Annotated in this window: 13 protein-coding genes; 6 read left to right on the top strand and 7 right to left on the bottom strand. The window is 60.3% G+C overall.

Annotation, left to right across the window (positions count from 1 at the left end):
• Positions 1-16: 16 nt before the first annotated feature.
• From Q0I19_RS10685 to Q0I19_RS10675, 3 genes are read right to left on the bottom strand one after another with little or no spacing between them, the layout of a single operon-like run.
• On the bottom strand, positions 17-1,231 hold the full coding sequence (locus tag Q0I19_RS10685) for a type II secretion system F family protein (RefSeq protein WP_294761497.1): 1,215 nt from the start codon (positions 1,229-1,231) through the stop codon (positions 17-19).
• Between the two features lie 12 nt (positions 1,232-1,243).
• Positions 1,244-2,062 carry an A24 family peptidase gene (locus Q0I19_RS10680; RefSeq protein WP_294761496.1) on the bottom strand — a complete coding sequence of 273 codons (819 nt, stop codon included), beginning with the start codon at positions 2,060-2,062 and terminating at the stop codon, positions 1,244-1,246.
• A complete protein-coding gene (locus Q0I19_RS10675; protein WP_294761493.1) occupies positions 2,046-2,531 on the bottom strand; it encodes a hypothetical protein in 486 nt (161 codons plus the stop codon). Before Q0I19_RS10675 ends, Q0I19_RS10680 begins: the two co-directional genes overlap by 17 nt.
• A 242-nt stretch (positions 2,532-2,773) precedes the next feature.
• Between Q0I19_RS10675 and Q0I19_RS10670 the strand changes: the two genes are divergently transcribed.
• The 6 genes from Q0I19_RS10670 to Q0I19_RS10645 all read left to right on the top strand — a co-directional run bounded on the left by Q0I19_RS10670 (position 2,774) and on the right by Q0I19_RS10645 (position 18,369).
• Positions 2,774-12,634, top strand: coding sequence for a prepilin-type N-terminal cleavage/methylation domain-containing protein (locus tag Q0I19_RS10670; protein ID WP_294761491.1), 9,861 nt, complete (start codon positions 2,774-2,776; stop codon positions 12,632-12,634).
• Between the two features lie 23 nt (positions 12,635-12,657).
• The gene (locus Q0I19_RS10665) at positions 12,658-13,440 is read left to right on the top strand and encodes a hypothetical protein (RefSeq protein WP_294761487.1); all 783 of its coding nucleotides are present in this window, start codon (positions 12,658-12,660) and stop codon (positions 13,438-13,440) included.
• Positions 13,437-13,781: a hypothetical protein gene (locus Q0I19_RS10660; protein ID WP_294761484.1), complete on the top strand. Its 345-nt coding sequence runs from the start codon at positions 13,437-13,439 to the stop codon at positions 13,779-13,781. Before Q0I19_RS10665 ends, Q0I19_RS10660 begins: the two co-directional genes overlap by 4 nt.
• A 21-nt stretch (positions 13,782-13,802) precedes the next feature.
• Positions 13,803-14,549 (top strand): prepilin-type N-terminal cleavage/methylation domain-containing protein, encoded by a 747-nt coding sequence (locus tag Q0I19_RS10655; RefSeq protein WP_294761482.1) that lies wholly within the window; start codon positions 13,803-13,805, stop codon positions 14,547-14,549.
• A gap of 13 nt (positions 14,550-14,562) precedes the next feature.
• Positions 14,563-15,777, top strand: a complete 1,215-nt coding sequence (locus Q0I19_RS10650; RefSeq protein WP_294761480.1) for a BTAD domain-containing putative transcriptional regulator — start codon at positions 14,563-14,565, stop codon at positions 15,775-15,777.
• Between the two features lie 516 nt (positions 15,778-16,293).
• Entirely contained in the window at positions 16,294-18,369 is a 2,076-nt protein-coding gene (locus Q0I19_RS10645) for an elongation factor G (protein ID WP_294761477.1), read from the top strand.
• Positions 18,370-18,642: 273 nt separating this feature from the next.
• Here the strand turns inward: Q0I19_RS10645 and Q0I19_RS10640 are convergent, their stop codons facing one another.
• The 4 genes from Q0I19_RS10640 to Q0I19_RS10625 all read right to left on the bottom strand — a co-directional run bounded on the left by Q0I19_RS10640 (position 18,643) and on the right by Q0I19_RS10625 (position 21,823).
• On the bottom strand, positions 18,643-20,505 hold the full coding sequence (locus Q0I19_RS10640) for a heavy metal translocating P-type ATPase (protein WP_294761475.1): 1,863 nt from the start codon (positions 20,503-20,505) through the stop codon (positions 18,643-18,645).
• Between the two features lie 56 nt (positions 20,506-20,561).
• Complete coding sequence (locus Q0I19_RS10635; RefSeq protein WP_294761471.1) at positions 20,562-20,777, bottom strand: cation transporter; 216 nt, start codon at positions 20,775-20,777, stop codon at positions 20,562-20,564.
• 33 nt (positions 20,778-20,810) lie between these two features.
• Positions 20,811-21,158 (bottom strand): metalloregulator ArsR/SmtB family transcription factor, encoded by a 348-nt coding sequence (locus tag Q0I19_RS10630; protein WP_294761468.1) that lies wholly within the window; start codon positions 21,156-21,158, stop codon positions 20,811-20,813.
• A gap of 338 nt (positions 21,159-21,496) precedes the next feature.
• A complete protein-coding gene (locus tag Q0I19_RS10625) occupies positions 21,497-21,823 on the bottom strand; it encodes a hypothetical protein (protein ID WP_294761466.1) in 327 nt (108 codons plus the stop codon).

Below are 21,823 nucleotides of genomic sequence, written 5' to 3'. Positions count from 1 at the left end.
TCCGAAATCAGTTCTATCAAATCGCGTTGGCGGACCCGCCGATGGTGCCGTAGGACAGGTAGATGGGCATGATAACGGCCACCACCACACAGCCCACGATGACCGCCATGATGACGATCATCAGCGGCTCCAGCAGCGTGACAAGGCGCTTGGTGGCGCTTTCGGCCTCATAGTCCAGCGTCTCGCTGATGGTGGCCAGCAGGCTGTCCAGCTTGCCGGTCTCCTCACCCACGGCGATGGAGGCGGACATCTTTTTTTCAAAGCCGTCCACGGCGCCCAGCGTGTCCGAAAGGCTGTGGCCGGCGCGGACGTTGCGCAGAACGGTGTCAAACTGGCTTGCGATCCAGGTGTTGTCCACGGCGTCGCGGGCGGAGATCAAGGTGGCCACAATGGGCACACCGCCGGAATACAGGTTGGACAGTGTGCGCGCAAAGCGGGCGGTGCAGATCTTGCGGTTCAGCTTGCCCACAACGGGCGCATGCAGGATCAGCCGGTCCCACTGCAGGCGCACGGCGGGCAGCGCCATCAGCAGGCGCAGCCCCATCACCAGCACAAAAATGCCCAGTGCCAGGCTCAGCCAGTGGGTGGCGACAAGGTCGCTGACGGAAAACAGCAGCTCGGTCAAAAAGGGAAGCGACTCCATCTGGTCGAACATATCCTTGAACTGCGGCACCACAAAGGTCATCAGCACCACCAGCACGCCCACGGTCAGCACGGCCAGGATCAGCGGGTACATCATGCTGTTGCCCACCTGCTGGTTCATGCGGTGCTCGCGGTCGTAGTAGCTGCCCATGCGTAAAAAGCTCTCGTCAATGCTGCCGGTCGTCTCGGCACTGCGGGTCATGGCCAGCAGCAGCTCGGGGAAGGCGGGGGCGCAGTGGCTCATCGCGTCGGACAGCGGCACACCGCGCCTGAGGTCGTTCAGCACGGCCTCGTACAGGGCCTTGCTGCGGATATCCAGGCCGCGTTCGTCCGCCATGATGCGGAACGCCCGCACCAGCGGCACACCGGCGGCCAGCAGGGTGCCCAGGTTGCGGCAAAAATCCGCCAGCTGGGCGGTTTTCATCGCGCGGAAGGCAACCGCCCCGGCGGTGTCCTCCTTGGCGGCGGTCATATATTCGTCCTTGGTATCACGCAGCTGAATGTACAGGGCCTCCATCGTGGGGGCCTCGGCTGTGCCGCGCACGGTACGCCCGGCGGCGTTGGTGGCGGTATAGCGGTAACGTGGCATCGAAACACCTCTTTACAGGTCAGGTAACAGGTCTGTCAAAAAAAATCGGAAATACCACTGCAAAATGGGGTCGCCCACCAGCAGCGCTATGACAATGCCCGTGCACAAAAACGGGCCGAAGGCAAAGTGGTCCTTGCGGTCCGCCAGCTTTTTGGCCAGCAGATACGCGCCGTAGCCCCCGCCGCCCAGCACCGCCAAAAAGGCGGCCAGCAGCGTGTGGCGCCAGCCCAGCAGCAGCCCGGCGGCAGCCATCAGCTTGATATCCCCGCCGCCGAAGGCACCGGGTATCACCAGGCAGAGCAGCAGCATCGGCACACTGACGCACAGCGCGCCCGTAAGCGACGATGCCCACATGGCGGGGCGCAGCAGCAGCCCCGCCAGCCCGCACAGAGCCAGCAAAAGGTTTAAGGAGTCGGGCAAAAGCTGCGTTTTGGCGTCGATCAGCGCCAGCGCAAACAGCAGCCCGCAGGCAAGCAGCGCCGTCAAGGCCAGCCAGCTCATGCCGAAAAGCCCCTCGCGCAGGGTAAGCCCCGCACCGAAACGCAGCGTACAGCCCACGGCCAGCGCGCCGCCCAAAAGCTCGGCCAGCAGGTAGCGCACGGCAATTTTGGCACCGCATCGGCGGCAGCGCCCGCGCAAAGCCAGCCAGCTGAACACCGGCACAAGGTCCTGCGCCTGCAGCTCCGCGCCGCAGGCGGGGCAAAAGCTGCGCCCGGACAGCGGGTTCTTGCCCTGCGGCAGCCGCCACGCCACGACGTTCATAAAGCTGAACAGCGCCGCGCCCAGCATAAAGCGTATGCCCCACAGCAGGGCTTCAAGAAACAGCAGCATGGGCGTCCTCCTGCAGGGGGTAGTACAGCCGCTGTGCGGCGCGGTAAACGGTAAAGCCGTCCTCGGCGTCGTAGATGGCCAGCACGTCGCCCTTTTGGTAGACAAGGCGGCCGATGTCGTAGCCGTTCGCGTCGGTGCGGGTCAGCCGAACGGTGCCCTGCAGGCTGCCCAATTCGCAGATCTCCTCCTGCAGGCCGTCGCAAAGGCCGTCCCCGGCGGTGAAATCGGCAAAGGGCTGCCCCGCCGCATAGCAGCGGGCCGACACAATGCGCGCCGCCAGGCGGGCGGATTTTACCTGGGCCAAAGCCTCGCGGCATTGGGCCTGCAAACGCAGCTCCTTGGTGCCGCTGACAAGGCAGCCCAGAAGCATCAGGGTCAGCAGGACGGCGATCAGCCAATCGGCAAGGGAAATATGGGTCGCCCTGCGTTTGGTACCGCGCACGGCGGCACCGAGTTGTTCGCGCAGCATGGCTCAAGATTCCCCCTTTTTTCGTTTCTATATAATAACACAATACAAAGTATACTCACACCGACAGGGTTTTTCAAGGGATAGCGGTAAAAAAATAACAAAAAATGGCGAATCCTGCAAAAATTCACAGAAAGTTCACAAATTGAACACAACCGCACTTGAACTCTATCGGTACTTATATTATAATAACGCTGTATATAACGAAAATTGCCGAAAACTGGAGAATCCGGGGAGAACGCGTTTTGAAATACTGTTACAAGAACACACGGAACCGCCGCGGCTTTACGCTGGTGGAGCTTATGGTGGTGCTGGCTGTATCGGCTGTTCTGGCTGCCCTTGTGGGGGGCGGCCTGATTGCTTATGTCCGCCTGGCACGGTTCCAGAAAAATGAATCCAACGCCCGCGCCATGTTCCAGACCGCCCAGCTGGCCGTGACACAGCTGGAAATGGCGGGGGAAAAAGAACGGTTTGCCGAGCAGGTCGGCGCAACGGGGCGCAACGGGCATATCACGCAAGCCTTGAACGGGGATATGACCGCCGAACAGACCGCCGCCCTGAACACACGCATCTACGCGCTTTATTTTGACAAGGGCACCACACCTGCCGAGGGCAGCGCCGAGGCGACCCTGCTGAACTACATAAAAGACTACGTCAGCGACGAATCCTTTACCGATGCCTCCTTCTGCATTGAGATCGACGGCAGCACGGGGCAGGTGTTCTCTGCCTTTTATGATTCCAGAGCCGAGGCACTGCGCTTTGCCGACAACGCGGGCAACACCGCCTGCACCACGCTGGACGACCGCAGCTACACCCACCGCCGCAGCAAAACGCTGGTGGGCTACTACTGCGCCGAGGATACGGTCAATGTGGTCAATTTGCAGCAGACCAAGCTGCGCGTGCGCAACCTGCACCTGACCAACAGCGAAACGCTGACCCTGAGCTGGGGCGGCAACTCCAAAAGCTACGAGACTGATACACGCTACACCGTTGAAATTTGCGAGAAAGACACCGACAAAAAGCTGTTCTCGGTGGTTGTCACCAAGCCCACGGGCACCCAGGCCACCCTGCCGGTGACGTTTTATAACGCGGACGGCACAGAAAAAGAAACCGTCGACTATGCCTTCCCAATCAGCTACTCCAACAGCAACTTTATCCTGACGCTGGACGCCATGAACGACGCCGCCATCCTGCAGGCTACCACGAACAACAAGGAGGTCGCCAAGAGCGAGCTGTTCAGCATCACCCGCTTTATCCCGAACGCCACGGACATCTGCGCCAAGGTGACGGCCTCCCCCCGCGCCGACAGCGTGACCCCGTACTCTGACAGCGAGACCGAGCAGAGCAACACCGAGAACTCCCACTTCGGCAAGCTCAACGGCAATACGGCAACGCTGCAATATTTCCGCCATCTGTACAACCTGCGCTGGTACAAGGGCGAGACGGTATTGACCGCCGAGCTGACCAAGGACCTTGACTGGCTCAGCGGTGCGCCGGTGGTGTACTGCGTGGACGGCCCCAAGGCCGCCGCCAAGACCCCTTCGGCCGACAGCCCCGTGGCGTGGCCCAGCCTGTTGGAACTGAAAGAGAACGTCACGCTGGACGGCAACCGCCACACCATCACAGGCCTGCAGCTGCGCGGGGCGTCGGTGGCCGAGAAGGGCTGCCGCTACATCGGCCTGGTGGGTGAAAACAGCGGCACCATCCAAAACCTGACGCTGGCCGACCCCGATGTGCTGGTCAACGTGACAGCCGAACGCACGGCCAATGCAAACACCGTCGCGGCGGGCGGGCTGAACCTTGCCCTGCTGGACAAAAACGACCGCGACTCCGACTACCGCGACAATGTCCGCGCGGTGGGCGCTTTGTGCGGTGTGTCCACGGGCACTGTGGAAAACTGCACCGTCAAGCGCAGCAAAAACCGCACGGCGACCGCGCGCGTGGCGGCATCGCTGGCCTTTGACGATACTACCACCACCTACACCCGCGAAAAAGACGCGGACGGCAACATCGAAAAAGAACCCCTCGGTGTCGGCGGGCTGATCGGCAGTGCCGTCCCCGCCGCAGGCAAAAAGCTGAAAAATCTTACGGCAGACAGCAGCGTCACCGTGGCGGGTCTGTGGGTGGACAACGGCACCAAGGCTGCCGCAGACACCGACCCCGAACAGGCCGAGCACACCCGCCATATGCAGGTGCTGCCCACGGCAGGCAAAACAGGCATCGACCGCGCCATCGGCGTGGGCGGTGTGTTCGGTGTACTTTCTTTGCAGCAAAACTGCACGGTAAGCACCCTGAACAATGCGGCCGATGTGTACGGCAACGTCTGCACGGGCGGCATTGCGGGCAACATCTGCGGCCAAAGCGCCGATGTCACCACCCTGAACAACCTCAACAATACCGGCAGCGTCAATGCGCTGGCGGGCTATCAGGGCTATACCAAGGGCCAAAGCCTTGTGCTGGGGCAGTTCTTCGGGGGCGTGGCCGGCATGATGCAAAACGCCACGCTGCAAGGCAGCTCCTCCGGCGCGCGCAGCGGCCTGAGCGAATCCGACATCAGGGCGCTGATCCTGCAAGGCTATAACCCGGACCGCAGCCTGAACGCAAACTCCCCCCTGCAGGGCGACTTTGTCGGCGGTCTGGTGGGCTTTGGCGGCCATGTAACAATTACCGGCTGCCAAACCCGCAGCGGCTATGTGCTGGGCAACACCTTTGTGGGCGGCCTGGTGGGCGGGCTTTCGCGCGAGACCGTGTGGAGCGACAGCAGCACCAACAACAGCCATGTGTTCGGCCACCGCTATGTGGGCGGCGTGGCATCGGTCAACAGCCAAGGCAGCCAAATCAGCAACATGACCAACACCGGCATGACCGCCGCCTTTGGCGATGGCGCGGCCTATGTGGGCGGCATTGTCGGCCTGAACGCCGGTACACTGACCGACTGCACGGCGGCGGTTTCCACCAACACGGCCACCAACGCAAGCCGCGTGGCTTTGCTGTCCGCCATGGCCAACGGCCACTATGCCAACCTGGTGGGCGGCGTTGCGGGCTATAACATGGGCACAATCACATGGACAAAGTCTACCACAGTCAGCGTACTGCTGGACGGCGGCAGCCTTGTGGGCGGCGTGGTCGGCTTTAACGACAACGACGCCGAGCTTGCGCTGCAAAACGGCGTAGCCCTTACCGTGGGCGGCCGCATTGTCGCGGCGGGCGATGCCGCAGGCGGCCTGGCGGGCATGAACTGCGCCGCAAGCCTGCCTGCCGTGACCGTCAAGGCGGAGCTGATCTCCGGCCAATACTGCGTGGGCGGCGTTGTGGGTGCCAATCTGCCCGCCGCCGCGATGACGGTGTCGGGTCTTTGCACCGACGGCGGCGGCAACAGCCTGCAAGCCAAGGCGCTGGCGGGGGGCATCATCGGCTATAACCGCGTCATTGCGGCCAAGCCCGATGAGCAAAACGTCTGTGCCCGCGCACTGTCCCTGCTGCCCACGGTCACGGTGGAGAACGATATCGCAACGGTAACGCCGGGCACGGGCGCAGAAAAGGGAACCGCCGCTGTGACGCTGAGCGGCAGCAACAACACCGTCAACGTCACCGCCGATGCCTATGTGGGCGGCGTGGTTGGCTACAATGATAACGACACCAAGCTTACGGTGGATAATGCCCAAAACGGCGCGACCAACAGCGTGGACAAGGGCATTTTGCGCAGCGGCGGCAGCCTGCAGGCTACCTATACTAAAGGCAGTGTCACGGTAAACGGCAACATGGCGGGCGGCATCATCGGCTATGCGGGCACAAGCACCACACTGCAAAACTGCCGTAACTACGCGGGTGTTTTCCACACAAGCCTGGTGGGCGGTATTGCCGGTTTTAACTTAGGCACGATACAAAACAGCGCGCTGCACAGCAATCTGGGCACCGTGCAGGGCCAATATAAAGGCATCGGCGGCATTGCGGGCGTCAACGCGGGCGCCATCCAAAACAGCCTGCCCCAAAATGCAGCCGTCAACGGCGGACAATATGTCGGCGGTGTGGCGGGCATCAACACGGGTACGGTCAGCGGGCTGAACGGCAGCGCCGCCGTGCGCGGCATGACCGAGGTCGGCGGTGCCGTGGGCGCAAACTACGGCACGGTTGGTGCGGACACCACCTTGAACGCCACAGTCACCGCCACAGGCGACTATGCGGGCGGCCTTGCGGGCAAAAACATCGGCACGCTGCAAACCGCTGCCGTCAGCGGCAGTGTACAGGCGGCCAACTACGCGGGCGGCCTGGCGGGTCATAACGCCCAAAATGCCGAAATTACCGACGCCAATACCGACGGCACCCTGTCCGTGCGCGCATCGGGTCGATATGCGGGCGGCGCGGCAGGCCAAAACGAAGGCACGGTAACGGGCGGCAGCTATCAGGGCACCGTCTACGCCGCAGCGGACTTTGCGGGCGGCGTCGCGGGTGAAAACAACGGCACCATTCAAAATGCCGCCGCAAGCGCCAGGGTCACCTGCGAAAACGGCCAGGCGGGCGGCGTCGCGGCTGTCAACAACCAAACGATCTCCGGCGGCACGGTGCAGGGTTGCACCGTCAAGGGCGGCACGGCCAACCTGGGCGCCGTGGCAGCCGTCAACAGCAAGGGCGGCGTCATCAAGGGCATTGCGCTCAAATCCAACATTACGCTGCAGGGCGGCGCCTCTGTGGTGGGCGGTGTTGCGGGCGTGAACCTGGGCACCATCGGCGGGGACAACACCGCCGACCGCTGCGCGATGGCGGGCGACGCGCTGACCCTTAGCCTGACCGCGGCGGATATCACCTTGGGCGGCGCGGCAGGTCAGAACGATAAGGACGCTATTATAAATAATGTACAGGTCGCGCTGAACGTGACCCGAAATCTCGAAAAATATCGCACCTTGGGCGGCGTTGCGGGCGTAAACAACGGCACCCTGGAAAAGTGCGTCTTTACGGCGGGGCAGCTGGGCGAGGCTGTCCAGGCAGACGCCCCCGCCACCACAGGCGCGGCCAAGGTGGGCGATGCCTTCGGCGGCATGGCCGGCGTCAACAACGGCAAGGTGGAGGGCTGCTATGTCCAGTCCATCACCCTGAACGTTCTGGGCGAAAGCAACGTCGAGGCCAGCCAGGACGTCGAAACCAAGCTGAACAGCTCCAGCCATGTGGGCGGCCTTGTGGGCCGCAACACCGAAACGGGCATGATCAAAACCAGCTTCATCGGCACCGACGGCAGCACAGCCGCCAACGGCAGCGCGGTCATTGCCAAGTTCGGTTTTGTGGGCGGCGTGGCCGGCTCCAACGCGGGCACGATCGAGGGCTGCGGCGGCCACGGCACGGCCACGGCGGTTACGCAGATCAAAACTTGGATCGACGGCGGCGACACCACCATCGACACCATGATCGCGCAGCTCAAATACACCCACGATACGCCGAAATCTGCCGGCAGCAGCTTCAACGCCCTGCGCGGTGTGGATACCGTCAAGGACGGCAGCTATACGGACGTATACGCTGACACGGGTCTTGACAAAAACCAGCTGCTGGTTGCCCTGCGCGGCGAAACCACGGCGAGCAAACGGTCGGCGGGCTACCTGGGCGGCATCACGGGCTTTAACACCGATACCGGCAGCCTGAGCAAAACCGCCACGGGCAAATGGTTTGTCTATTGCGACAACGGCGATGTGGACAATGCCGCCGTGGGCGGCATGATCGGCCAGAACGAGTCTGACCGGAATATGTCGAACCTGCTGAACTGCGCCGCCGTGCGCCGTTTTTACCGCTTTGACAATACAAACGACGACGACAATAAGGGCAATCGGCAGCGCCTTGGCCCCACGCAGGAAACCTCTGTCGGCGGTGTGATCGGCGTACAGCAAAACCGCACGGGCGACCGCTGGAGCCTGACCAACGTGGTCAACTACGGCACCGTGTACAACAGCCGTTCCAACCGTATGGCGGGCGTTATCTGCCTGTGGCTGGATAACGGCGGTACGCTGGAAAAGTGCTTTAACTTCGGCACATTGTATGCCAACGCCAACGCAGGTTCCAGCTCCGGCACGGCGGGCGGCATTGTGGCCAAGTTTGACAAGCCCGTGGCGGGCGGCACCACCAACATTGTCCGCTGCCAAAGCCAGGGCGATATCTGGTGGGAGAACCAAAAGACGGCCAACGACGTCGGCGGTATTCTGGGCAGCATCAACATGAAAAAGGCCGACGACTACCTGATCGTCAATATCTCGGAATGTGTGGTCGGTGATATTTCCATGGCGGCCAACTCGCAGATTGCCGGTATGATTGCCTGGATAGGCCCGTGGGAATATGGAACAATCCAAAACGCCCATGTAAACATTGACCGCTGCCGCAATTACTGTACAACAATGGAAACCGACCGGAGTCCGGTTGGCGGGATAACAGGTTCCGGCAACAAAATCGGCATTGCGGGCAACCGCGGCGAAGGCGGCGCAACAACCGCGCCCACCACAATCACGGGCTGCTTTGTGCTGTACGGCTACGACAGCTCCCAATACGCCATTGCCTACAATCTGAAAGATGAAAAGATAAAAACCTACGAAACAGATACGAGCCTTACGCCAAACTTCTATATGGACACGTCCAGCTTTAATGCAACAACGGCCGGAAGTACGCGGCTGAATGGCCTTGAAAATCTGAATGAGGATAAAAATGGTTCCGGCTGGGTATACGCGAACGGAAATGACCCCGCAAACACGGATCAAAATGGCGAAATTTACGGCTACCGCGTATTTGCCGGTGTAAACAAGACAACCCAAAAGTTCTTTGCCGCGCAGGTTCCGGCCACAGCTCCCGAAAAAATCAATGACCGGACCACCTACCTGAAAGATATTACCCCCCAAAGCAGCTACATTGATACGAAGACCAACCTTATCAAAAATGAGAACACGGGCAAGGCACAGGGCAAGCTGCTGTTTACCTTTACCAATAAAGACGACAATGCAAACCCCACGCTGAAGGATATCACAGATGCCGATGTGCGGGCTTTCTATACCCAAATGGATAAGGACAACAGCATTGCGGATAAGGACGTTACCGACATTCAGGTAAGCCGCAGTGATGAAACCACCGGTGCAACGACGGTTTACGGCCGCTATGTTGTGACCTGGAAAGCTGTACCCGGCGCAAGCTACTATAAGGTAACGGTCAAGGTGTGGGACGAGACGACGAAGAAATACCTGCCCGTGGACGACCTGCCCGCCGCAGCCGTGTACACCAACCGCTACACCTTTGACGGTCTGGAAGAATACCAGGGCCAAAAGTATAAGGTGGAAGTGCAGCCCTGCAACACCACACAAGGCAAAGTCACCGAAAGCGTAGACGAGTTTACCTTTGCCAAGACCCTGCCCACGCCGCAGATAAAACTGTACACGAAAACAGATTGGTTTGGTTTTTATCTGGAAAATCTGGACGACTACAACGCTGTGAAGGAGGATTGGGAAATCGAGGTGTCCGTAAGCGGCGGTATTACGCAAACGATCACCAAAGATAAAAATTACTTCACCTATATAGATCCATCAAGAGGCAAGGGCTGGATACAACAGTATTCAAACTCTGGGGGCAAGACGCTTACCTTCCGCGCCTCGGTAAAAACAAAAAATACGTCGGAAGACTGGATGCAGTCTGCCCGATACAATGAGGAAAGCTACATTCCCAAACAAAATTATACAGACCTGGGCAAGCTGTCCATAGACAACTTTGCCGTTACAGGCACAAGCACGCAGAACCTTGCAATCGACGCAGACCTGAGCATTACAGGCCAAAAGTATAACCCCAAGTATCGCATTATGCTGCAAGGTAGATGCAAGGACAGCAGCGCTACGTCGGTAAGCGGACAAAACTTGAACGGCAAATATGTCACCTTGCAGGCGGTCGAAACGGTTTTGTCCGGCTCGGCTACCCATGTCACCTTTACAGACCTGCCCGACTATGCCTTGACCGAATATTACGATTGGCGCATTGTGGCAGCCCCTGTCAACAGCGGCAAGGGCGATTCTATCTGCCGCTGGAGATTCCGCACAGTGGGGGACAGCAATTCCGACCCCATTGAGTATGTGCGGGAGGTGGACGGCAACGGCCAGGTGGTTTACACGCAGTACGCCTTCCATTCCATGAAAACATCCTACGTTTGCTGCAAAGAACAGCGCCTGAACCTCAAAGTTCTGCCCGCCCCCGTTTTGGGCGCGGCCAACGATACGCTGGACGACAACAACCTGCTGTATACCTTTACCTGGAACAACGTGGCCGGTGCGTCCGGCTATACCTACAAGCTGTACGGCGTGACAGCCACCGGCGCAGAGCAGCAAATTGAACTGCCCGCCGATGCGGTTGACCTGACCGCGGACGGCACGACCGGCCAAAAGCTGACGGTCAAGGTGGATAAGCTCAAAAACGGCGCGAGCGACTGGCACTATACTACCGTGCGCCTGTACGTCACGGGTATACCCGCCGACGCAGGGGCTGTGGGTGCCACGGCGTCCGCAACCTACACGGACATCCGCACCCGCCTGACCCAGCCCGGCGCACCGGACAGCATCCTGCTGACCGACCGCGACGATGCCGAGGCTTTGCGCTATCAAATTACCTGGGCAGGCATCGCGGACAGTGCCCTGCACCATTACGCGCTGACCCTTGAATACAAGGACGGCGCAACCTGGAATTTCGGGGAGACGCTGGAAACGCAGGACACCAACGCCCAGCTGACCGCCGACCTGGAAAAATACCTGGGCAAAACGCTGCGCCTGCGCGTGGTCGCCATGGCGGCGACGGGCGGCACGGTGCTGCAAAGCCCGTACAGTGCGTTCAGCAGCGAATTTATCGTGGCAACCCGCGTGGCAAGCCCCGCCGCCACTGCCGTACGATTTGCCGATGCCCAACCGACACAGCAGACCTTCCTCTCCGGCATGGAGATACGGTTTACGGTAGGGGACACGGCACCCTCCCACTATGTGACGGGCTACCTGTTCCAAAATGAGACGGACTACACGGCGGTAAAAGCAAAAGCCGACGCATGGCAAAACGAGACCGACCCCACCGCCAAGGCGGCCGCCCTGACCGAGCTGCAAACGGCATTGCAAAACGCGCTGAACGACAAAGACACGGCCGTCTGCCTTGTGACACAGGAATCCGTGCGCACCACAGGTCTGCCCGCCGAAACAACCGCCGATGCAGACGGTACGGGCAGCACGGTCAGCTTTACCCTTACGCCGGATCTGTTTGCCATGCAGCCGCAGTACGGCGATTGGTACCTGCTGCCCGCCGTGCGCACCATGGCCGACGGCGAAACCAACGCAAGCTCGCTTTGGACATACTACACAGCAAATGCGGTGCGGGTGCCCTGCATCAAGCTGGACACGCCGGACGCCACCCGTGTAAGCTATGCCTTTACGGGCACGGCTCGTATTTCGGACACGACGGACTTTACAACCTCTGCCGAGTCCGAGATGAGCGTCAAGCGCATTGCCGTCGAATGGCATGCCGACAACCTGTATACCACCGCCGACGGCAAGACCAACACCCTGCTGGCCAACACCTATACCGTTTCCGTTACCCCCAAGGACGGCGGAACACCCTATACCCTGCGCGTTACCGTACAGGCAGCCGACAAGTACGAAACGGACGGAACCGGCAACACCGTAACGGACGCAGACGGCAACCCTGTTGTGGAAACCGCCCGCGGGGCTGTGACCAAGGTGGAAAAATCCGTGGACAGCGGCGCCACATACTTTGAGATACCGTCTGAAAACGGCAGCTGGGACGTAAGCGTTACCAAAAAAACCAACGCCGACGGCAGCGTCACGTTGGAACCCCACCCCGTCACGCTGACGGGCCAGCTGCTGATGGCCGACAACAGCCTGCGGTACTATCAGATGGACGCTGTGCCCCTGCTGCAATACGACGCAGAGAACCGCATCTACCGCCTGGTTCTGCCCGATCTGGCCGAGCTTGTCTACGGCAATGACTCCGCATTGCAGCAGTTTACCAAAACGGTGCAGGTCACCGCACAAGGCGTGAACGGCTTTGCCCCCGTGCAGGATTCCGATCCTAAAGTACTTACCCGTGATGAGGCCGGAACTTGATCCGCCGGAAAGGAAAATGCCCTATGCAGAACAAGCTGCGCCGTATCCTGCAAAAACAGGACGGTATAGCGATACTTATTGTGCTCTGCCTGGGCGCGCTGCTGCTGGCCCTGGCGGCGGCACTGGGGTATGCAGCCTCGGTGCTGACCGCCAACGCCAACAGCCAGCTGCGCGAACAGGAAGCCTACCAGCTGGCGGTCAGCTTTTCGGAAGTGCTGGAAAAGGAACTGCAAGACAAAGACAGCGATTTTGCAAAGTTTATCAACGGGACCTATATGTTTTCCGAGGCATACGGCATCAACATCTACACGCAGGAATCGGGCAAGACGGTCCTTACAACGAACAACGCCAACCAACTGCAGGACGGTGCCGATACGTTGACCGTCACCCTGCAGCGCCGACCGGGCGAAAAGGCCGAGGATCTGGCCATGGACGTGCCGTACAACAACAACATGGAGGATCTGAAAAACCAGTTGACTACCCTGCACGCGGCGGACTATAAAATCGAGGATCTGCAGCTGGATATAACCGTCACGGCAGAAAAAAGCGGTGCCGCCTACGCCTACACCGTAACCTACGACCGCAGCGCCCACTATAGCGGGGTATATTTTACCATCGACAGCCAAACGGCGCGGTACGACTGGGTAAAGGAAACGACAAAGTTCAAAAAAGATAGAGTGGATGAATGGGTTGACTTTAGCGATGGAAAGAATCACACCCTGACCGTACACTTCGACACCTCGGCGGCACCCACCGCAGTCAGCTATGTGCGCGGTGTGCGCGCAGCACAAGGAGGCACCCCATGATACACAAACGTCTGAACCAACGCGGCGAAACCATCGTCGAGGTCATGGCGGCGTTTCTGCTGCTGCTGACTTTTATGGCGGTGTTTGCGGCCTCGCTGCGGTTTGCCCGCGCCATGACCGTCAAGGCCGAGACCCTGCGCGAGCAGGCCTATGTCCGCGTCAGCCAGCTGTACCCTGTCGATAATCAAACCGTGAACTGGACACAGAACACCGAAACCGCGAACCTGACCTTTACCGCAAAGGCAACGGGAAGCGGATTTACCGTGCAGGGCGTGAAACTGCAAACCAATACGGCAGCGGACGGTGCCGCAGATTTTGATTTTCACCGTTACACCAAATAAAAAGGGGGAGTGCAAACCGCTATGCGACCGCTACAAAACAGCAAGGGCACCACATTGGTGGAGCTGATGGTCAGCATAACGCTGCTGACGATTTTGTCGCTGGCGGCCATCAGCCTGCTTGCGCCCTGCGCCCGCGCGTATATCACGGTGCAGCAGCAAAGCCGCGCCCAGACCCTGGCCGACGCCCTGGTCGAAAACCTGCGTCTGGAGCTGGAAAGCGCCGTGGGCGAAATGCGCTTTGCCGAGGCAAGCGAAACCGACAGCAACATGGTGTACGAAACCCTTGTCAAGCCCGATAACGCGCGCCCCGCGCAGGGCACCGCGCTGGAGTACAGCGTGTTCCCGAACCATGTGGTCATGCTGGACGCGGGGGCCGTGCGGGAGCTGACGCAAAAAGTCAGCGACACCGAAACCAAGACTGTCTTAAGCGAGGCGGACGCCGCCAAAAAGCAGGGCTACCTGCACATGCGCTATTTTCGGGACAGCCAGACCGTGACCGAGGCAAAAAATGGCTTTGCCTACGCCTATACAGATATCTACGCCAAGGGCGCGTATATGAACATGAAGATAGGCAACATCGCCTTTTACGCCCGCGGCTGGGAACAAAACGAAGACCAAACAGTCACACGACTGACCTCGCTGACGGTGGTCATAACCATTGTATCGGAAAAAGACCAAACGGTGCTTTGCACCCAAAAGGCCATTATCCCGTTGCCGGGCAAGCCTGTGTATTCCGCAGGCCCCCTGCTGAAGGATGCAACCGAATAAGGGGGACAGATGTATGGATACCCAAAACCTGATTGAAGTCAAACTGCTGGGCGGGTTTGAGATCCGCCTGAACGGCGAGCCGGCACTGAAACAGCTGCAGACCTCCCGCAAGGCGACCGCCGTGATGGAATACCTGATTTTGCACCGCGACGAGCGCGTCAGCCACAAAATGCTGATCGATGCCATCTGGGGCGGGCAGCATGCCTCCAACCCCGACATGGCACTGCGCGCCATTTTGCACCGTGTGCGCAACATGGTGGAGGACGAGCAGCTTCTGCCCCTGCGCAACTGCATCGAGACCGGCCGCGGCTACTACCAGTGGAAACCCGAATGTCTTTGCCGCGTGGACGCCTTTACCGTGGGCGACCTGATGCAGCAGGCCCAGACCGAGCAGGACGAATTTGTGCGCAGCAAATTGTACGAGCAGGTGCTGACACTGTATACGGGGCGGCTTTTGCCCCGCAACGCCACCGAGCCGTGGGTGCAGACCGTCAGCGTGCAGCTGCATGCGCAGTACCGCACCGCCCTGCTGAACCTGTTGGAGCTTTGCAAAAAATGGGGCGAGAACGAGCGCATTGCCGCCCTGTGCGACCGTGCCCTGCTGCTGGACCCCTACGAGGAACGCCTGTATCTGGAATGGATTCTGGCGCTGCAAAACCTCGGCCGTGAGGACGAGGCGCGCCTTGTGTCCGAGCGCGGCACAGCCATGGGCTGCCTGCACCGCAAGGTCGAGCCGGAGCGCGCGGACTCGGCGTATCGGCAGCTTCGTCAGGCGGATATCGCCATGGAGGAGGACCTGCGCACCCTGATGCAGGACCTGCCCTCCGATATCGACAACGGCGCGGTCATGTGCAGCTTTGAGGAGTTTTGCACGGCCTACCGTGTGGCCCGCGGTATGCAGGCCCGCTTGGGTGAGCCGCTGTTTCTGGCGCTGCTTCGCCTGACCCCCGTGCGGGGCACCAGCGCCAAGCGTACCGAGGATATGATGAAGCAGCTGGGCGAGGTGGTGCACACCGCCCTGCGCCGCAGCGATGTGGCCGCCCGCCGCTTTGACACGCAGTATGTGCTGATGCTGAACGGCAGCACGATGGAGGCCGGTGTCGGCCCGTTGGAGCGCATCAAGACGGAGTTCTACCGCCTGCCCAACCACGAGCGTTTCCTGCTGAGCTACACGATGTACGACCCCGAAGCTGTCTCGTCCACCCCCTTTGCCCGCGAAAATCATTGACCGAAGCGCCCCGCAGGGGGCGCTTTTTTTGTGGGCGGGCTTTAGCGGCGGGGTGGGTCACCCCGCCCTACGGGGCAACAAAAATCATCGCGCGGTAGGGGCGGGGCATGCCCCGCCCGCGATCTGACGACAACGCGAAAATCACGGGTCAGTTCGTAGGGGCGGCATATATGCCGCCCGTTGCAGCCACACCGATAATGCGATATAACGGGCAAACGGCACGGGACGCAACTATGCGTCCCCTACAAACCTGCCGAAAATAGCGCACTATCGCGGTATATTGCAACAGCCAAAATTTACCACCCCGCCCTACATCATACTGTATAAAACCGCGCTGACAATCTTTGTATAAAATTTTTTCAGAAAATACAAAAAAACTGTTTAATATTTCCTCAAAGTGTGGTAAAGTAGTATCAAACAGGTGGGAAGTGTTCAAAAAACGAACAGCGAGCCCCCACCCATTAAATTACTACGCCGCGGCAACCCCGCCCGGCGCGAAAAGAGGTTTGACACGCAATGGACTACGCAAGCAAAGACATCCGCAACATTTTGGTGGCCGGTCACGCCGGCTGCGGCAAAACGACGCTGACCGAAGCACTGCTGAATATGAGCGGCGCAACCGAGCGCATGGGCCGTGTTGAGGACGGCACCACCGCCAGCGACTTTGACCCCGAAGAGATCCGCCGCAAGGCATCGCTGAACGCCAGCGTCATCCCCGTGGAGTATCAGGGGGTCAAGTACAACCTGATCGACGCCCCCGGTCTGTTCGACTTTGAGACCGGCGCGGTTGAGGGCATCACCGCCGCAGAGAGCGTTCTGATCTGTGTTTCCGGCCGTTCCGGCGTCACCGTCGGTGCCGAAAAGGCCTACCACCTGGCGCTGAAAAACAACAAGGCGCGGATGATCTTTGTCACCAAGACCGACCTGGAAAACGCCGACTACTTCAAAATTCTGGAGCAGATGAAAATCAAATTCGGCCCCAGCGTCTGCCCCTGTGTCGTGCCTGTCCGCCTGGACGACGGCACCGTGGCGTACATCAACCTGTTCAGCCAGAAGGCCTTCAAGTATGAGGGCGGCAAGCAGGTGCAGATCGAGCTGCCCGACATCGGCCACCGCTTCGAGGGTCTGATCCAGGCCATGAGCGAGGCTATCGCAGAGACCGACGAAGCCCTGATGGAAAAATTCTTCGAGGGCGAGGCCTTCACGACCGAGGAAATCGTGCAGGGCATGGCCGCCGGCGTGCGCAGCGGCCAGATCACCCCCGTGTTCTGCGGCAGTGCCGTCAACGCGCAGGCGCTGGATATGCTGTTGTACAACATGAACGTTCTGCTGCCCGGCGCCGACACCGCCGCCGCTGTGGCTGAGGATAAGGACGGCAACCCCGTGGAGATCACCGCCGACCCCGATGCCCCGCTGTGCGCCTACGTCTTTAAGACGGTGGCCGACCCGTTTGTGGGCAAGCTGAGCTTTATCAAGGTGCTGTCCGGCAAACTGACCGCCACCGGCAACGCCATCAACAGCCGTACCGGCCAGCCCGAACGCCTGGGCAAGACGCTGACCGTCTGCGGCAAAAAGCAGACCGACACCGCTGCTATCCTGACAGGTGACATCGGCACCGTGGCCAAGCTGACCACCGCCAAAACCGGCGACACCCTGTGCGACCCCGCCCGCGTGGTCAGCCTGCCCGCCGCCGTCTACCCGATCGCCGGCTACCGCATGGCTGTCAAGGTCGCCAAGAAGGGCGACGAGGGCAAGGTCTCCGGCGCGCTGACCCGCCTGATGGAGGAGGACCCCGCCATCACCTTTGAGGTCGACCCCGAAACCAAGCAGCAGGTCATCGGCGGCCTGGGCACCCAGCACCTGGAAGTGGCGCTGGCCAAGCTGAAGAATAAGTTCGGCGTGGAGATCACGCTGGAGGCACCGCGCGTACCCTACCGCGAATCCATCCGCAAGAGCTGCAAGGCGCAGGGCCGCCACAAAAAGCAGACCGGCGGCCACGGCCAGTTCGGTGACGTGTGGATTCAGTTCGAGCCGGTACCCGGCGAGGGCGTGGAATTTGCCGAGAATGTTTTCGGCGGCAGCGTGCCGAAGAACTTCTTCCCCGCCGTAGAAAAGGGCGTGCGGCAGGCGGCCGAGCACGGCGTGCTGGCGGGCTACCCGATGGTCGGCCTGAAGGCCACCCTGCTGGACGGCAGCTACCACCCCGTGGACTCCAGCGAAATGGCGTTCGTTATGGCCGCCAAGCTGGCGTATAAGGCCGCCATCCCCGAAGCCGGCCCTGTTCTGCTGGAGCCCATCGGTTCCCTGCAGGCGCATGTCCCCGCGGACAACACCGGCGACATCATGGGCGAGGTCACCAAGCGCCGCGGCCGTGTGTTGGGTATGAACCCCGACGACGACGGTATGCAGGTGGTCGAGGCCGAAGTCCCCATGGCCGAAATGCAGGACTTCACGACCTTCCTGCGCCAGCTGACACAGGGACGCGGCTGGTTCACCTTCACCTTCACCCGCTACGAGACCCTGCCCCAGATGCTGGAAAGCAAGGTCATTGAGCAGGCAAAGGCGCTGGGCAACTTTGCTGACGACGAATAAATAACGCAAAACCCCTGCTCCCCGAGTGATCGGGGAGCAGGGGTTTTTGCGCTTGTGCGCAGAGTTAAGAGTTTAGAGTTGAGAGTTCAGATTTGGTGTGTCCGCTTTGCGGACACATTTTTATTATGGGGCAATGGTTGGGGCGTTGCCCTGTAGGGCGGGGTGACCTCACCCCGCCGGGGAATTTTGCAGCAACCGCAAATTTCCCCCTCATCAGTCACCTGCGGTGACAGCTTCCCCCAACGGGGGAAGCCATAGCGGGTTCCCCCTACCTTACCGATACACCTTCACGTTCAACATGCGGGTGGCATTCAATACGGCCAGCACCATAACGCCCACGTCGGCAAACACGCCCCACCACATATTCGTGATGCCCAGCGCGGTCAGCACCAGGCACAGCGCCTTGACGGCCAGCGCAAACACGATGTTCTGGTACACAATGTGCATACAGCGGCGGGAGATCCGCATCGCAAGGCTGATTTTTGCCGGGTCGTCGTCCATCAGCACCACGTCGGCGGCCTCAATGGCGGCATCGCTGCCCAGGGCGCCCATGGCAATGCCGATGTCCGCACGCATCAAAACGGGCGCGTCGTTGATGCCGTCGCCCACAAAGGCCAGCTCTTTCTTTTCGGGCTTTTGCTGCAGCAGCGTTTCGACCCACTGCACCTTGTCGGCGGGCAGCAGCCCGGCATGTACCTCGTCGATGCCAAGGTCTGCCGCCACGGCCTGCGCCACGGCGGGGCTGTCGCCCGTCAGCATGACCGTGCGCACGCCCTGCGCCTGCAAGCCCTGCATGGCCGCCTTGGCGGTGGGCTTTTCCTCGTCAGAAATCAAAATCGAGCCGATGAACTGCCCCTGGCGTGCCACATACACGATGGTGCCCGCGCCGTCTGCGGCGGTGTAGGCGATGCCCTCGGCGTCCATCAGGCGGGCGTTGCCGGCCAGCACGGTCTTGCCGTCCACCAGCGTCTTTACGCCGTGGCCTGCCACCTCCTGCGCATCGGCGGCGCGGCGGGCGTCAAGATCCGGCGCGGCCTCGCGCAGACTCTTGCTGATGGGGTGGCTCGAAAAGCTCTCCGCCAGGGCGGCGGTTTCCAGCAGGTCGGTCTCGGTCACGCCGTCGGCGGGGTGGACCGCCGTGACCTTGAACACGCCACGGGTCAGCGTGCCCGTCTTGTCAAACACGGCGGTGGCAGTCTTGGACAGTGCCTCCAGATAGTTGCCGCCCTTGACCAGAATACCCATGCGGGACGCGCCGCCGATGCCGCCGAAGAAGGTCAGCGGGATGGAAATGACCAGCGCGCAGGGGCAGCTGATGACCAGGAAGGTCAGCGCGCGCATGATCCAGTCGGCCCAGTGTCCGGCAAAAATCGGGGGTACAAAGGCCAGAACCAGCGCCGCCACGCAGACGGCGGGGGTGTAGTAGCGGGCAAATTTGGTGATAAAGTTCTCGACAGGGGCTTTTTTCAGGCTGGAATTTTCCACCAGATCGAGGATTTTTGCCACAGTGGACTCGCCGTACAGCTTGCTGGTGGTGATGCGCAGCACGCCGTCGCTGTTGACGCAGCCGCTGATGACCTCATCACCGGGGCGCACGCTGCGCGGGCGGCTTTCGCCGGTCAGGGCGGCGGTGTTCAGGGTGCTTTCGCCCGAAAGCACGGTGCCGTCCAGCGGAATTTTTTCGCCCGGCTTGACCACAATGACCGAGCCGATGGCCACATCGTCGGGGTCGACCGTGCGGATGCTGCCGTCGGCGTCCTCCAGGTTGGCGCTGTCGGGGCGGATGTCCATCAGCGCGCTGATGCTGCTGCGGCTCTTGCCCACGGCGTAGGACTGGAACAGCTCGCCGATCTGGTAAAACAGCATGACGGCCACGCCCTCGCCGTACTCGCCGCAGGCCATCGCGCCCACGGTGGCCACGGCCATCAGGAAGTTTTCGTCAAAAACCTCGCCGCCCTTGATACCCATAAACGCCTTGCGCAGCACGTCATGCCCGATGATGCAGTAGGGCACCAGCCACAAAACCAACTGCGCGAACCAGGGCAGCGGCGCAAAATGCAGCACAACTGCCACCAGGGCGGAAAGCACAGCGGCGATAACAATGCGCTTTAACGTCTTTTTTTGCTTTTTGGTCATAGCGATTCCTCCGTAATGGGGTAAAAATTGCCCTGCGCGGGGCAGGGCGTGGGGGGTTACAGCTCGATCTCGAAATCCGGCTCGACCTTTTTGGCGGCCTTGACGGCGGCTTTCAGCACCTCGTCAAAGGCGTCGTCGTCGGCCTCCAGCAGCATTTTCTGGGCCATAAAGCTGACGCTGGCGTTCTTGACACCGGGCAGCGCCTTGACGGCGGTTTCGATTTTGGCGGCGCAGTTGGCGCAGTCGACTTCGATCTTGAATTTCTTTTGCATAATAATTTCTCCTTATATCGTTGGTTTTATAAACTATTCTTCCACATGCTCCATGCCCAGCTCGATCATGCTGCGCACATGGTCGTCGTCCAGCGAGTAGAGCATCGCCTTGCCCTCGCGCCGGAACTTGACCAGCTTGCTGGTGCGGAGTACGCGCAGCTGGTGGCTGACCGCGCTTTGCGAGATGCCCACCGCGTTGGAAATGTCATTGACGCATTTTTCGCTCTCGAACAGGGCGTACAGAATTTTAATGCGGGTCGAGTCACCGAACACGCGGAACAGATCCGCCAGCTCGTACAGGACCTCGTCGTCGGGCAATTCGTTTTGCCGGCCGTCAGCCTCATCGAAGGAGACGTCAAGGGTCGTTTCTGGTTCTGCCATGGGCAACATCCTTTCATATGTTTATCTGTTCATATGATACGCCAAAGAAGGCGAAATGTCAAGGGAAAAGTTTGAAATATTCAATTCAGAGTTAAGAGTGCAGAGTTTAGAGTGCAGATTTGGTGTGCCCGCCGTGCGGGCACGTTTTTACGAAAAAAGCCTTCCCCCTGTGGGGGAAGGTGGCGCGGAACGCGCCGGATGAGGGGGAAAATGTCCGGCAAGCATCCCCTCATCAGTCACCTGCGGTGACAGCTTCCCCCAAAGGGGGAAGCCATAGCAACAAAAAAGCGTCTGTGTTCCTCGGAACACAGACGCTTTTTAATCAAACCGAAAAACTATCACCCCGGCAGGGTCACGCCGGAATCGGCAAGCATTTTTTGAAATTCCTCCTCCGCAAAGTCAAACACGACCTCGCGGATCATGGCCGGCTCATGTACCGCGATTTTCCACGGCTCGCCGGGGGCTTGCTGCAAAAACGAGATGCCTGCCACCGCATCCAGCTGTGCCACGCCCTCGTCCTGCCAAAAGGCGGGGGAGGGTGTCACATAATAGTGGTCCACCATGCGGCCGTCGGCAAAATCGTGCTCGATCACGGCAGGAACCTCGCCCTCAGCTTGGGTGGATTTGTATTGCAGATGCAGGTTGGTAAAATCAGCAGCAGTCAT

Origin of the sequence: uncultured Gemmiger sp. (genome assembly GCF_934561205.1) — a bacterium.
Taxonomy (GTDB): Bacteria; Bacillota; Clostridia; order Oscillospirales; family Ruminococcaceae; genus Gemmiger.
The sequence above is the reverse complement of the archived record's forward strand: the minus strand, read 5'-3'. Positions and strand labels throughout refer to the sequence as shown.